The sequence below is a fragment of the Thalassospira sp. HF15 genome, from assembly GCF_011806525.1.
Lineage (GTDB): Bacteria > Pseudomonadota > Alphaproteobacteria > Rhodospirillales > Thalassospiraceae > Thalassospira.
In genome coordinates this window covers 538,529-551,331 of the sequence record NZ_JAAVKI010000001.1, presented here as the reverse complement: position 1 = coordinate 551,331, position 12,803 = coordinate 538,529, and the positions used below count along the sequence as shown (strand labels likewise).

Here is a 12,803-nt window from a genome sequence, read left to right as displayed (position 1 = left end):
GCGACTCTCATTTGGCGATACGCGATACCCTATTTCCGGGGTGACGTTCAACCCTTCCTGCAAGTTCGAGTTCAATCAAAATTGTTGAAACCTGCTCGGCGGGCAAGTCCGACGTACGGATGAGTTCATCTACAAGAAGGGGAGATGACGAGAGCAAATCAAACAGTTTTTCCGTGTTCTCGACAGTTTCATCAGAGATGTTCGGGGTGGGTATAAACTCATTTATTTCAATTGGTTGAGCTTCATTTTTGTCGTCAAAAGTAACGGCATCGCGTTCAAGGGATGCAAAGATGTCGGCGTATGTTGTCGGGGACGGAGTTGCGGTTGCTGCGCGGGTTTCTGTGTTGAAGGTGTGAAGTTCTTCAAACAGATGACTGTTATGCTCTGCTTGACGGACAGCATCCAGAATTACGTCAGCAGAGTCGGACAGGATCGCGCCATCACGGATCAGACTGTTTGGCCCGGCAGCACGTGGGTCGGTCGGTGAACCCGGAACCGCAAACACGTCACGTCCCTGTTCGGCGGCAAAACGTGACGTAATCAAAGACCCCGAATTGCGGCCGGCCTCCACGACAACAACGCCATATGACAAACCAGATATGATCCGGTTGCGACGGGGAAAGTGTCTTGCCTGTGGTTTCAGGCCGGGAGGCATTTCTGATATGACGCAGCCCTGATCGCAAAGCTGTTCATATAATTCCTGATGTTCTCGGGGATACACGACATCCACGCCACCACCGAGAACCGCGATCGTTCCGCCAGAACGATCTCCGGTGCACTGCAGCGCTGCCTCATGTGCTGCGCCATCAATGCCGCGCGCCATACCCGATGCAACGACATATCCGGCGTTTGCCAGTTCATGGCTGATTTTCCGGGCGAAGCCGCGTCCGGTTGCCGATGCATTACGTGCCCCGACAATGCCAATCGCGGTTTTGCCAAGCAGCTCGATCCGGCCTATGGCGTAAAAATAGGGTGGGGCATCATCAATTCGTGCCAGGAGGGCGGGATACTCGGGATCGCCGAGAATGATAGGTTTGGCCTTGCAAGCTTTTGCCGTCTCTATTTCTGCAACCGTATCATCCCGGCTGGCAAGTTTGATTGTTCTCGGGCCTTTGGCACGCGCAATCAGGTCAGGCAGGGCCTCAATCGCGTTGCGGCCAGAGCCAAATTGTTCCAGCATTTTGCGAAAGGTAACCGGACCAACATTGCTACTGCGCGCCAGTCGCATACGTGCGAGACGTTCTGATTGTGTTAATCGCTGCGGTTGTTGGTCGGGAAAATGCATAACGCCCGGATTGTGGTCATCCGGGCGTTCTTTCGTCAAGCTATTCGAAGGGACGGTATGTGACTAGGACACGGACGTTTCTTCTTCGGCCTGCTTTTTCTTTTCGCCGATCTTGGGCTCTTCACCGCGCAGCAGACGTCCGATATTGGCATGATGAGCAAGCCAGACGATTACGGCCAGAAATACACCAAGCCAACCAGCACCGGCGTCATCTGCAATGAAGAACGCGGCCAGAGGAGCTGCAATCATGGCGATAAGGGCCGAAAGCGACGAAATCCTGAAAATCAGCGCCATAATCAACCACGTAAGGGCTGCGCAAAGCCCCATAATCCAGTTAACAGCTGCCAGCGTGCCAAGCGTGGTTGCAACACCTTTGCCACCTTTGAACCGTAGCCAGATCGGGAACATGTGGCCAATAACGGCCGCGCCGCCGGCAAAAATTCCTTGCTCGGCCCCGTACAGGTATGTGAACAGCAGTGCGGCAAAGGCACCTTTGCCCGCATCGCCTATCAATGTCAGAAAGGCTAGGCCCTTGCGGCCCGTGCGCAGGACATTTGTCGCACCGATATTGCCTGAACCGATTTGGCGGATATCGCCAAGACCCGCCAAGCGGGTCAGAACCAGACCAAACGGGATTGAGCCCAGCAGGTAACCGCATGCAGTGGCGACCTGGAGCGACATCAACATTGCCTTGTAAGCGGCATCAAGTTCCATTTCAGGCACCTTCCGAGAAGACTTCGCGGCCATCAATCAGGGTGCGTAAAACACGTCCCTGCGTCAAACGGCCGTCAAAGGGTGAATTTTTCGATTTCGAATGGAACTGGTAAGGGTCAATTTTCCACGGGCGATCTGGATCAAAGATCACAAGATCGGCTGCCGTTCCTTCTTCAAGTGTTCCTGCACCTTTGATGCGAACCAGTTCGGCTGGCGTCCGGGTCAGTTTGGTAATCACATCAAGAAGCGACATGTGTTCGTTGTGATAAAGCTCCAACGCCATTGGCAGAAGTGTTTCAAACCCGACAGCACCGGCAGCAGCCTGCGCAAAGGGCAGGCGCTTGGAATCCGCATCCTGCGGGTTGTGGTCCGATGCGATGGCGTCAATCGTGCCATCGGCAAGGCCTGCAACAATCGCCTGCCGGTCGTCCTCGGATCGCAGTGGCGGCGAGAGCTTGGCAAAGGTGCGATAATCCGAAACCGCATTTTCATTCAGCGCGAAATAGGGCGGTGCTGTATCGCATGTGACTTTCAAACCACGCTTCTTGGCCTTGCGGATGACCTCAACCGATTCTCCGGTTGAAATATGGGCGAAATGCAGGCGCCCGCCTGTCATTTCAGCAAGCCGCAGGTCGCGTTCGATCTGGATGACTTCTGCCAGCGGCGATACACCCGAAAGGCCAAGACGTGTCGCCAGTTCGCCACTATTCATGGCAGCACCCTTTGAAAGCTCAGGCTCTTCGGGGTGCTGGACAATCATGCCGTCAAAGAATGTGGAATAGGACAGGGCCTGGCGCAGCAGGCGGGCGCTGGCAATCGTCTTGATTCCGTCACAGAAGGCAACCGCGCCTGCCTGATGCAGCAGGCCCATCTCTGTAATTTCCTGACCGGCAATGCCCTTGGAAACCGCGCCATAGACAAACACCTTGGCAAGGCCGACCTTGCGGGCCCGTCGGGCAATGAATTCAACGCCTGCAACATCATCAATCACCGGGTCGGTGTTGGGCAGGGCAATGATGGTGGTGACCCCACCGATGGCCGCGGATTTTCCCGCTGTTTCGATGGTTTCCTGATGCTCAAAGCCCGGTTCACGTAGCTGGGCGCGCATGTCAACCAGACCGGGGGCGAGGCAAGCACCCCCAAGGTCAAACACCTCAAATCCTTCGGAAACCGTGCTTTCGGTGATGTCCGGACCGCTTTTAAGAATGGTGTCGTCTTCGATCAGAAGGCCGCCGGCTTCATCAGTCTTTTTGACAGGATCCAGCAGGCGGGCGTTGATGAAGGCTTTTTTGCCTGCACCTTTGGCGCGGATTGCGGGGCTCATGCCTGACCTCCGATCTTTCTGTGGTTCTGCACGAGCAATTCAAGTGCTGCCATGCGCACGGCAACGCCCATTTCGACCTGTTCACGGATAACGGAACGTTCAACGTCATCGGCGACTTCACTGTCGATCTCAACACCACGGTTCATTGGGCCGGGGTGCATGATCAGGGCATCGGGTTTGGCGTTGGCCAGTTTGGCACGATCCAGTCCGTGGAAATGGAAGTACTCACGAACCGAGGGGATAAAGCTGCCTTCCATCCGTTCAAGCTGCAGACGCAGCATCATGACGATGTCGCAGTCTTTCAGGCCTTGTTCCATGTCATGGAAGATCTCGACCCCCATTCGGTCGATCTTGGACGGGATCAGCGTTGGCGGTGCAACAAGCCGCACCCGCGATCCCATTGTGTTCAAAAGCAGGATGTTTGATCGGGCAACGCGTGAATGGGCAATATCCCCGCAGATCGCAACATTCAGGCGATGCAAACGCCCCTTGTGACGACGGATGGTCAGGGCATCCAGAAGTGCTTGTGTTGGATGTTCGTGGCGCCCATCGCCAGCATTCAGAACTGCGCAATTGACCTTTTCGCTCAAAAGCTTGACCGCGCCACTGTCGCCATGGCGAACAACCAGGGCATCCGGGTTCATGGCGTTTAGAGTCATCGCCGTATCAATCAGGGTTTCACCCTTTTTGACCGAACTGGTGCCCACCGTCATGTTGATGACATCCGCACCAAGGCGCTTGGCGGCAAGTTCGAACGATGTCAGCGTCCGGGTGGAATTTTCATAAAACAGATTAACAACTGTCGCGCCGGCCAGAATATTGCTGGTCTTGTCAGCGGAGCGGTTTTTTTCCGCATAGTGCTGTGCGCGATCAAGAATAAGGGTGATTTCCCCGGGGGTGAGACCCTCGATGCCGAGGAGGTGTGGGTGCGGATAATGATCCGCCGCTGGTCCCATGACGCTCATGGCGTTGCACATTTCCCTTGGATGGTCTTGCAAGAATTTCGCGCGGAGCATAACGAATTGGCCCAGTCACGAAAAGGTAAATATTCCCGCCAATTGTTTGGATTTTCCTGACCGGATGGTCAGGTCCTGTGTGTTTCAAGCGACCTGAACCAGAATGGCAATAACCGGCATGGTGGCAATGGCGGCAAGGGTATGAACGGTGATGATGCTGGCCATCATCTGCGCATCACCCCCCATCAGGCGGGCAAGGACATATGCGCTGGCGGAGCAGGGCAGCGCGGCATAAAGCACGACAGCGGCCAACTCGGTGGCCGGCAGTCCAAGTAGCATACAAAGGCCTGCCGCTATTGCCGGGCTAACTGCCAATTTCCCGAGGGTTGAAACGCCGACCGGGAACCCGGCCCGCCGGGCTGCGCTCAGATCAAGGCCAGCGCCAACCGCCAGCAAGCCAATTGGTAGCGCTGCACGGCCGAGCACTTCAAGGAATGGCCCCACGATTGGTGGTAATCCGATCCCGATAAAGTTAAATGCGCTGCCCAAAACGCAGGCCATCAAAAGCGGGTTCTTCGCCACATCGCGAAGCAGCGATAACACGCCCGGTTTTCCGTCATTGTCGCCCAGATGCGCACAAGCCAGAACCGAAATGACATTCACTGTGGGCACAACCAGGGCCACACACAGGGCCGTAACGGTCAAGCCATGGGTTCCAAGCAACGCGGCGGCAACGGCAAGCCCGATATAGGTGTTTGGGCGAATAGCACCCTGAACCAAAGATGAAAAGGTCGGGGCTGAGACTTTAAGCACCGGCCGAACTGCAAGGATCAGGATTGTACAAATAGCAATGGTGCCAAGCATCGCAGTTGCGATCCCGAGAAGCGGCAGGCTGCCAAGGTCGGCCTTTGCAGTATTGGAAAACAAAAGGGCAGGAAAGGTAACAAAATAGGTCAGCTTTTCCGCACCCGGCCAAAAGCTGTCTGGCAGGAACTTCCGTTCACGCAGCACATAGCCCAGCACAATCAGGGCAAAGGTCGGCAGCAAGGCGGACAGGATGGCAATCATCAAGCGGCTTTCAGCACCATGTGCAGAGAAAAGGTCATCAACATCGTAGTGTTACCACCAATGTGCGCAGGGTCAAATACACTCGCTACCTGTAATCGGCACAGATGACCAAAATTCATTTGAATCGCAGTTGTCCTTTGCCCGTCGATTTTTGATGTGATAGTTCGCACAGCCAACATGTTTTGGCGTCTATATAGTGCTTGCACTTTAAAGTCGTCCAGGTCGCTGTTTATGCAAGGAAAGGGACGCTATGACACGCGCGATTGATCACATTGTTCTATGTGTGAATGATCTTGATGCCGCGATTTCGGCCTATTCTCGTCTTGGATTCACAGTGACCCCGCGTGCAGTTCATCCCTTTGGTACCGGCAATGCTCTTGTGCAGCTGGATGGGGCATATATCGAACTTCTTTCCGTTGTTGTTCCGGATAAAATTGCGGAAACCGATCTTGCCGAACCGTTCTCATTCCCGATCTATAATCGCGATTATCTGCGTCATCGCGAAGGCATGTCGATGCTCGCCCTGCAATCAGATGATGCCGAGGATGATCGTGAAAAATTCATCGCAGCTGGGGCCGCCGTTCCACCAGTCTTTCATTTTGAGCGCGATGCAAAGACCCCGGATGGCAATACTGTCGGCGTTGCCTTTTCACTGGCCTATGCCAACCACCCTTTGCTCCGCCATGCTGTGACATTTGTGTGCCAGCATCGTCACCCGGTTCAGAACTTCTATTTCCCAGCCTATCAGACCCATTCAAACGGGGCGCTCGGGATTGGCAAGGTGATCATAGATCATTGGGCTGCAGACGCCGTACGTGATTTTTATGCGGAAATCGGGGTCGATGGGATTGTCGACGCCCTTCATGGAGACGAATTGGTCGCGCGCTATGGGATTGAAGACCCTGCATTTCCAACAGATGGTTTTGCCGGGTTCGAATTGATTGTTGACGATGTTGCGAAAATTTCCGAAGCGGCGATGGCTATGGGCGCGATAGAGCAGGGCGGCACCCTTGTTCTTCCGCCCTCACGATTCTTTGGCGTGATGATGGTGATCAGAACCAAATAAAAAAGCTGCCCGGGTAAACAGGCAGCTTTGACATGGCTGATCGGGAAATCCGACTGCGATCAGGCTTCATCGTCCTCGATTTCGTCATCATCTGCTTCGGGGTTTTCGCCCGGGTCAGTGTGACGGTTTAGATGATCCAGCGCCCCTTGCAGGATGTAAGCCGCTGCTGTCTTGTCGACGACTTCCGCCCGGCGTTTGCGCGACATGTCGACTTCTTCGATAAGGACGCGCTCGACAGCATTGGTCGACAGGCGTTCGTCCCACATCAAAACCGGCAGATCGATATACTTTTCCATTTCATCAATAAAGGCATAAACGCGATGGCATGCCTTGCCGATCGAACCGTCAAGTTCGCGCGGGAAGCCAATAATGATGCCGCCAACATTCTGTTTATCGATAATCGAAGACAGTTGGGCGATGTCGCGCGTGAATTTTTTGCGCGAGATCAGCTCGTAAGGTGAAGCAATTTGAAGCCCGACATCTGACAGGGCAACGCCAATTGTCTTGGTACCAAGGTCAAGGCCCAACACACGTGCTGCCGGTGGCAAGAACCGCAGCATTTCCTGAGTATCATTACAAATCATGGCGACCTTATAGGTGTGTTTGCGGTGAATTTCCAGTGCAAAGCAAGTCTATCGTTTTCCGATTTATGGAAGAAAAGATATCGATTTGACCACATTGGCGCATTTTATTCTAAACACGGTGAAGAATGGCGGATTTCCTAGCGGAAAAATCTTTATGGATTATGGGGGGTTGAAGTGCCCCAGTAGGTTTGTTTTAATGTCGCACTGCCGAAATTAATCGAAATCGAAAATAAGCAGGGCGAGGCATACTGACCACATATGACGGTCATATCGAGAGAGATAAAACAGGCAGACGCTGCGCACCTGTTACTTGGTAGTGTCGCAATGCTTCTATCCTTGGAGTTCGGGAATCGTCATTCTTGACAGGTTCCAGTGGATTTCCGCACAGAATAATCACCAAGAGCGAAAACGCTGAACAAACAATGACATATCAGGGGGTATAGGGTTTGGCCGACGGTGCATCGAATGAAGCGTTCGTTGAGTTTGAACGTGTACAGAAAAGTTATGACGGCGAGTCCCTCGTCGTTAAAGATCTCAACCTAACCATGCCAAAGGGCGAGTTCCTGACGATGCTTGGGCCGTCAGGGTCGGGCAAGACGACTTGCCTTATGATGCTTGCCGGTTTTGAAACCGCGACTCACGGCGATATTCGTCTCGGTGGCGTTTCGATCAACGATATCCCGCCGCACAAGCGTGGTATCGGCATGGTCTTCCAGAACTACGCACTCTTCCCGCACATGACGATTGCCGAAAACCTGGCTTTCCCGCTTGAAGTCCGCAAATTGGGCAAAGCGGAACAGGAAGAAAAGGTAAAGCGCGCGCTCGACATGGTTGAGATGGGCAGCTTTGGCGGGCGTCGTCCTGCGCAGCTTTCCGGTGGTCAGCAGCAGCGTGTTGCTTTGGCGCGTGCACTGGTGTTTGAGCCGGAGCTGGTTCTGATGGATGAGCCGCTCGGCGCACTTGACAAGCAGCTTCGCGAAAAGATGCAGTTTGAAATCACGCACCTTGCACATCAGCTTGGCATTACGACGGTTTACGTGACTCATGACCAGACCGAGGCGCTGACCATGTCGGACCGCGTCGCTGTGTTTGATGATGGGCGTATTCAGCAGCTTGCGCCGCCAGATAAGCTTTACGAAGCACCAGAGAACAGCTTTGTTGCCCAGTTTATTGGTGAAAACAACACGCTCGAAGGCGTCGTCAAGGAAATCAAGGGGAACACCTGTGTTGTCCAGCTTGATGGTGGCGAAGTCATTGATGCGGTTCCGGTCAATGTGAGCGAAGTCGGCGAGCGTACGCGTGTTTCGATCCGTCCTGAACGTGTTGAATACAATCGTGACCGTTTGCATGAAGATGCACATACGCTCAAGGCCGAGGTGCTGGAATTCATCTATATGGGTGACATCTTCCGTACACGTTTGCGTGTGGCTGGCAATGATGAGTTCATCATCAAGACCAGGAACGCGCCGGATCAGGTTCGCCTGACACCGGGTACGGAGATAGAGATCGGCTGGCTTGCAGAGGATTGCCGCGCGCTTGACGCGACGTAATCAGCTGAAAGTCAGGCAGATACAGGACCGGTACGCCCGGGTGCCGGTCCTCAACGAATAGTCCGGGAAACAATCAGGGAGTCTATTAATGCAACTCATTAAAACCCTTACTGCATCAACAGCTTTGCTCGTTGTGGCAAGTGGTGCGTCATTCGCCCAGGATATGGCAAATGACATGACCCTTGTCAGCTGGGGTGGTGCATACCAGAGCAGCCAGACTAAGGCCTATGCAGAGCCTTACATGGAGAACCATCCTGAGGTGAGCATCACCTGGGATGAAAGCTCGAACGAAGCCGTTGCAAAGCTGCGTGCAATGAACGAAGCCAACAACGTAACCTGGGATCTGGTTGACGTTGTTGCTGCTGATGCAATGCGCCTTTGCGATGAAGGTCTCGCAATGGAAATCGACCCGAACGAAGTTCTCGCAGCAGCGCCGGATGGCACCTCTGCAGAAGATGACTTCGGTGATCTCCTCGTAAGCGATTGCTTCATTCCGCAGATCGTTTACTCGACCACCTTCGGTTATCGTAACGACATGGTTCCGGACGGAGCTCCGGCACCGACCGATATCTGTGCTCTGTTCGACACCGAAACCTATCCGGGCATGCGTGCGCTTGAGAAACGCCCGATCAACAACATGGAATGGGCACTGCTCTGCGATGGTGTTGCCAAGGACGAAGTTTACAGCGTTCTTGAAACCCCGGAAGGCCAGCAGCAGGCGCTCGACAAACTGGCAACCATCAAAGACAGCGTCATCTGGTGGAGTGCTGGTGCAGATACCCCGCAGCTTCTGGCTGACGGCGAAGTCTTCATGGGCTCGACCTACAACGGTCGTCTGTTCTCCGCAATCGTTGAACAGGGTCAGCCGATCTCCATGCTTTGGGACGCGCAGGTCTTCGACCTTGACGGCTGGATCATTCCGGCAGGTCTTCCGGAAGATCGCCTGAACCGCGTTCTGGACTTTGTTAAGTTCGCAACCGACACCCAGCGTCTTGCTGACCAGGCCAAATATATCTCGTATGGCCCGGCTCGCTTCTCATCGGCTCCGCTCGTTGGTAAGCACGCAGACCTCGGTATCGACATGGCTCCGCACATGCCGACCGATCCGGAAAATGCCAAGAACACCTTCCTCTACAACTACGAGTTCTGGGCTGATTACCGTGACGACATCGATGCCAAGTTCCAGGCTTGGCTCGCTCAATAAGAGCTAAGGGAAGGGGGGCCGTTCGCGGCCCCCTTTACCGACCAAAATCGCTACAAAATAAATTGCCAGTCGATAAAACAGATCGAAAACACCGGGGCAGGCTTACGGGGGCGTAATGGGTGATACATCACAAGAAGTAGTGTTAGCTGCTGATGGCAGACCACTAAAACAAAGTCTACGAAGAGCATTGATGCGCCAGAAGATGCGCGCGCTCATGCTGGTTGCACCGCTTTTGATCTTTGTGGTCGTGACCTTTATCGTACCGATCCTCTCGATGCTTTTCCGGTCGGTGGAAAACGACATCGTGCCCAATACTATTCCGGGCACCGTGATTGCGCTCTCACAGTGGGATGGTTCAACCGGGGAACCGCCGCAGGAAAACGTTTATCGCAATCTATACATCGATTTGTTCAAGGCCGAGGAAGCCAAGCAGCATACGCGTCTTGGTACCCGCTTGAACTATGAACAAACCGGACTCTCGTCTTTGTTCCGGACTACTGGCAGGTCGCTTGATGACATCGGTGAACTCTGGCAGGACCCGCTTGAAGATATCGATCCGAACTTCGAAGAAGGTTCCTTCTGGTTCGAAATGATGTCGGGGACCGGCGGCGAAGATTTTCTTGAAACACGCCGCGAACTGATCGCAACCATGTCTGATGAAGACATGACTGGCGATGTTGGTTTTGTGCCATCCATGAAAATCATTGAAATGCTGCCATGGACGGCGCGTGCCTATACCGACTTTGCGCTTTGGGCGGCGATCCGTGATGGCGACACCGTTGCCGAGGAAGATCCATGGGAGTCCGTCTATGGCGCGCTCGGGATGGATTTGACCAATCCTGATACGGTTTCGGCGATCAACAGTTACAGTGGTGCAGGCGCAAGTGCCTTGCAGGCCGCTGCAGCAAATCTCGATCAACTGCCGCAATTCGGGTTCCGCGAGGCCTTCACCGAAGAAGACAAAGACTGGGGTTCGGCGAAAGTTTGGGCGACCATCAAGCTCTATTCTCCGAGCATGACGCCGGGCTACTTCCTGAATTCTGTGGATATGACGCTGACGCCTGACGGGATCGAGATGAAGCCCGACAATCAGCAGATTTATACCACGCTGTTTACGCGTACGCTGATCATGGCGCTGATCATTACGGCCAGCTGTATTCTTCTTGGCTATCCGGTTGCTTGGCTTCTGGCCAACCTGCCGATGCGCACAGCAAGCATTTTGATGATCCTCGTGCTTCTGCCGTTCTGGACCTCACTTCTGGTGCGTACATCAGCTTGGAAGGTTCTTTTGCAGCAGCAAGGTGTGATCAACGAAATCCTTGTCTGGCTTGGTTTTGTCAATGATGCGGATCGTCTGATTTTGATGAACAACGCAACAGGTACGGTCATTGCGATGACCCACATCCTGCTACCATTCATGATCTTGCCGCTTTATTCAGTGATGAAGACCATCCCGCCAAGCTATCAGCGCGCGGCCAAGTCTCTTGGGGCGACGAACTGGACCGCCTTCTGGCGCGTCTATTTCCCGCAGTCGGTTCCGGGTATTGGTGCGGGTTCGATCCTCGTGTTCATTCTTGCGATTGGTTACTACATCACGCCGGAAATTGTTGGTGGTACGGATGGTGTCTTTATCTCCAACCGAATTGCCTACCACATTTCAAGTTCTCTCAACTGGGGCCTTGCGGCCGCACTCGGGTCTATCCTTCTCGTCGTGGTTCTTGGCCTGTACTGGTGCTATGACAAGATTGTGGGCATCGATAACGTGAAGTTGGGGGGCTAAGAACATGAATGAAGTAATCTCATACGTAAGACGGCCCGATTTGATGACGTTTACGATGCCAATCGTGGCTGTGTTGGGCGCAATGTTCGGCTTCATCACCGGCAACATCTTTGGCAGCCCGTGGATCGGGTTCGTCATCGGTGCTGCCGTCGGTGCGGCTCTGGCCTTTGTTTTCTCGAAAATCATCAAGATGAAAAGCAAACAGAAAACGCTGGCAACTGGCGTGCTTTTCGGTGGTGTTGGCATGATTTTCGGTGGCCTTGGCGGCCTGTTTGGTGGCTTCCTTGTCGGGATCTCGATGGGCTGGTTTGCCAATTGGGTTGGTAGCGGTAAATACCGTGCTGGTGTTCCGATCTATTACACGCCGGGTCAGGTTCTTTGGCACAACACGTTCATGTTTATCTGTGCGTTTGTGTTCTTCTTCCTGATTGCACCGTTGCTTCCGGTGATCTGGCTGAGCTTCAATGCCGAGAACTTCTTTACCTTCACGCCGGAAATGCTGAGTTTCAAGGCAGAGGGGTATAGCCTGAAGCATTATCGCGACTTCCTTGGTACCGATGAATGGATGGTGCCGCTGAAGAACTCGTTGATCATTGCGCCGATTGCGACCCTGATTTCAGTTTCCCTCGGTACGCTTGCTGCGATTGGTCTTAGCCAGTCGCACGTACCAGGCCGCCAGGCGATGATGGCGGTTCTGATTTCACCGATGATTGTTCCGCTGATCATTTCGGCAACGGGTATGTTCTTCTTCTATGCGCCGCTTGGTAACTGGCTTGAGCTTCAGCTTGGGCTCAATCAGGCGTTCGTGGGCTACGTGAAGGTGATCCTGGCCCATGCGGTGCTTGGTATTCCATTCGTCATTATCACGGTGACGGCAACATTGGTCGGCTTTGACAAGTCTTTGACCCGTGCTGCGGCCAACATGGGTGCAAACCCGGTTACCACCTTCTTCCGGGTTCAGATGCCTCTGATCCTGCCGGGTGTGATTTCGGGTGGCCTTTTTGCCTTTATCACCTCGTTTGACGAAGTGGTTGTGGTGCTGTTTGTCGGCTCCGCCCGCCAGCAGACCCTGCCGTGGCAGATGTATACCGGCCTGCGCGAGCAGATCTCACCGACCATTCTGGCAGCCGCGACGATCCTTGTGTCGGTCTCGATCCTGCTGCTGCTGACGGTCGAGCTGCTGCGTCGTCGTTCCGAACGACTGCGTGGTATGAGCCCGGGCTAAGCCAACACGGAAATCAGTTTCGAGTGTTCGGACTGATCAGAAACACC

At 54.0% G+C, this 12,803-nt stretch carries 11 protein-coding genes; 5 read left to right on the top strand and 6 right to left on the bottom strand.

What is annotated here, in order from left to right:
* Positions 1 to 7: 7 nt before the first annotated feature.
* The 5 genes from dprA to HED22_RS02525 all read right to left on the bottom strand — a co-directional run bounded on the left by dprA (position 8) and on the right by HED22_RS02525 (position 5,347).
* Positions 8 to 1,285: a DNA-processing protein DprA gene (gene dprA / locus HED22_RS02545; RefSeq protein WP_368484466.1), complete on the bottom strand. Its 1,278-nt coding sequence runs from the start codon at positions 1,283 to 1,285 to the stop codon at positions 8 to 10.
* Between the two features lie 63 nt (positions 1,286 to 1,348).
* Entirely contained in the window at positions 1,349 to 1,999 is a 651-nt protein-coding gene (gene plsY / locus HED22_RS02540; protein WP_167718531.1) for a glycerol-3-phosphate 1-O-acyltransferase PlsY, read from the bottom strand.
* A 1-nt stretch (position 2,000) separates the two neighbouring features.
* Positions 2,001 to 3,323, bottom strand: coding sequence for a dihydroorotase family protein (locus tag HED22_RS02535; protein ID WP_167718529.1), 1,323 nt, complete (start codon positions 3,321 to 3,323; stop codon positions 2,001 to 2,003).
* Positions 3,320 to 4,279: an aspartate carbamoyltransferase catalytic subunit gene (locus HED22_RS02530; protein WP_167719028.1), complete on the bottom strand. Its 960-nt coding sequence runs from the start codon at positions 4,277 to 4,279 to the stop codon at positions 3,320 to 3,322. Before HED22_RS02530 ends, HED22_RS02535 begins: the two co-directional genes overlap by 4 nt.
* A 144-nt stretch (positions 4,280 to 4,423) precedes the next feature.
* Positions 4,424 to 5,347: an AEC family transporter gene (locus HED22_RS02525; RefSeq protein WP_167719024.1), complete on the bottom strand. Its 924-nt coding sequence runs from the start codon at positions 5,345 to 5,347 to the stop codon at positions 4,424 to 4,426.
* Between the two features lie 250 nt (positions 5,348 to 5,597).
* Here HED22_RS02525 and HED22_RS02520 point away from each other — a divergent pair, with 250 nt between their 5' ends.
* Positions 5,598 to 6,413: a VOC family protein gene (locus HED22_RS02520; RefSeq protein WP_167718528.1), complete on the top strand. Its 816-nt coding sequence runs from the start codon at positions 5,598 to 5,600 to the stop codon at positions 6,411 to 6,413.
* A 59-nt stretch (positions 6,414 to 6,472) separates the two neighbouring features.
* Here HED22_RS02520 and ruvX read toward each other — a convergent pair whose 3' ends face one another.
* Complete coding sequence (gene ruvX / locus HED22_RS02515) at positions 6,473 to 6,997, bottom strand: Holliday junction resolvase RuvX (protein ID WP_167718526.1); 525 nt, start codon at positions 6,995 to 6,997, stop codon at positions 6,473 to 6,475.
* A gap of 446 nt (positions 6,998 to 7,443) precedes the next feature.
* On the opposite strand from ruvX, the gene HED22_RS02510 reads away from it, so the two are divergent.
* From HED22_RS02510 to HED22_RS02495, 4 genes are all read left to right on the top strand, one after another.
* Positions 7,444 to 8,547 (top strand): ABC transporter ATP-binding protein, encoded by a 1,104-nt coding sequence (locus HED22_RS02510; protein ID WP_167718524.1) that lies wholly within the window; start codon positions 7,444 to 7,446, stop codon positions 8,545 to 8,547.
* An 88-nt stretch (positions 8,548 to 8,635) separates the two neighbouring features.
* Positions 8,636 to 9,751: an extracellular solute-binding protein gene (locus HED22_RS02505; protein WP_167718522.1), complete on the top strand. Its 1,116-nt coding sequence runs from the start codon at positions 8,636 to 8,638 to the stop codon at positions 9,749 to 9,751.
* 190 nt (positions 9,752 to 9,941) lie between these two features.
* Complete coding sequence (locus tag HED22_RS02500; RefSeq protein WP_217701845.1) at positions 9,942 to 11,531, top strand: ABC transporter permease; 1,590 nt, start codon at positions 9,942 to 9,944, stop codon at positions 11,529 to 11,531.
* A 43-nt stretch (positions 11,532 to 11,574) separates the two neighbouring features.
* The gene (locus HED22_RS02495; RefSeq protein WP_175581085.1) at positions 11,575 to 12,756 is read left to right on the top strand and encodes an ABC transporter permease; all 1,182 of its coding nucleotides are present in this window, start codon (positions 11,575 to 11,577) and stop codon (positions 12,754 to 12,756) included.
* Positions 12,757 to 12,803 lie beyond the last annotated feature (47 nt).

Coding starts and splice junctions, on each gene's coding strand:
- dprA (WP_368484466.1), bottom strand. CDS start 1,285: ATGCATTTTCCCGACCAACAACCGCAGCGATTAACACAATCAGAACGT.
- plsY (WP_167718531.1), bottom strand. CDS start 1,999: ATGGAACTTGATGCCGCTTACAAGGCAATGTTGATGTCGCTCCAGGTC.
- HED22_RS02535 (WP_167718529.1), bottom strand. CDS start 3,323: ATGAGCCCCGCAATCCGCGCCAAAGGTGCAGGCAAAAAAGCCTTCATC.
- HED22_RS02530 (WP_167719028.1), bottom strand. CDS start 4,279: ATGGGACCAGCGGCGGATCATTATCCGCACCCACACCTCCTCGGCATC.
- HED22_RS02525 (WP_167719024.1), bottom strand. CDS start 5,347: ATGATTGCCATCCTGTCCGCCTTGCTGCCGACCTTTGCCCTGATTGTG.
- HED22_RS02520 (WP_167718528.1), top strand. CDS start 5,598: ATGACACGCGCGATTGATCACATTGTTCTATGTGTGAATGATCTTGAT.
- ruvX (WP_167718526.1), bottom strand. CDS start 6,997: ATGATTTGTAATGATACTCAGGAAATGCTGCGGTTCTTGCCACCGGCA.
- HED22_RS02505 (WP_167718522.1), top strand. CDS start 8,636: ATGCAACTCATTAAAACCCTTACTGCATCAACAGCTTTGCTCGTTGTG.
- HED22_RS02500 (WP_217701845.1), top strand. CDS start 9,942: ATGCGCCAGAAGATGCGCGCGCTCATGCTGGTTGCACCGCTTTTGATC.
- HED22_RS02495 (WP_175581085.1), top strand. CDS start 11,575: ATGACGTTTACGATGCCAATCGTGGCTGTGTTGGGCGCAATGTTCGGC.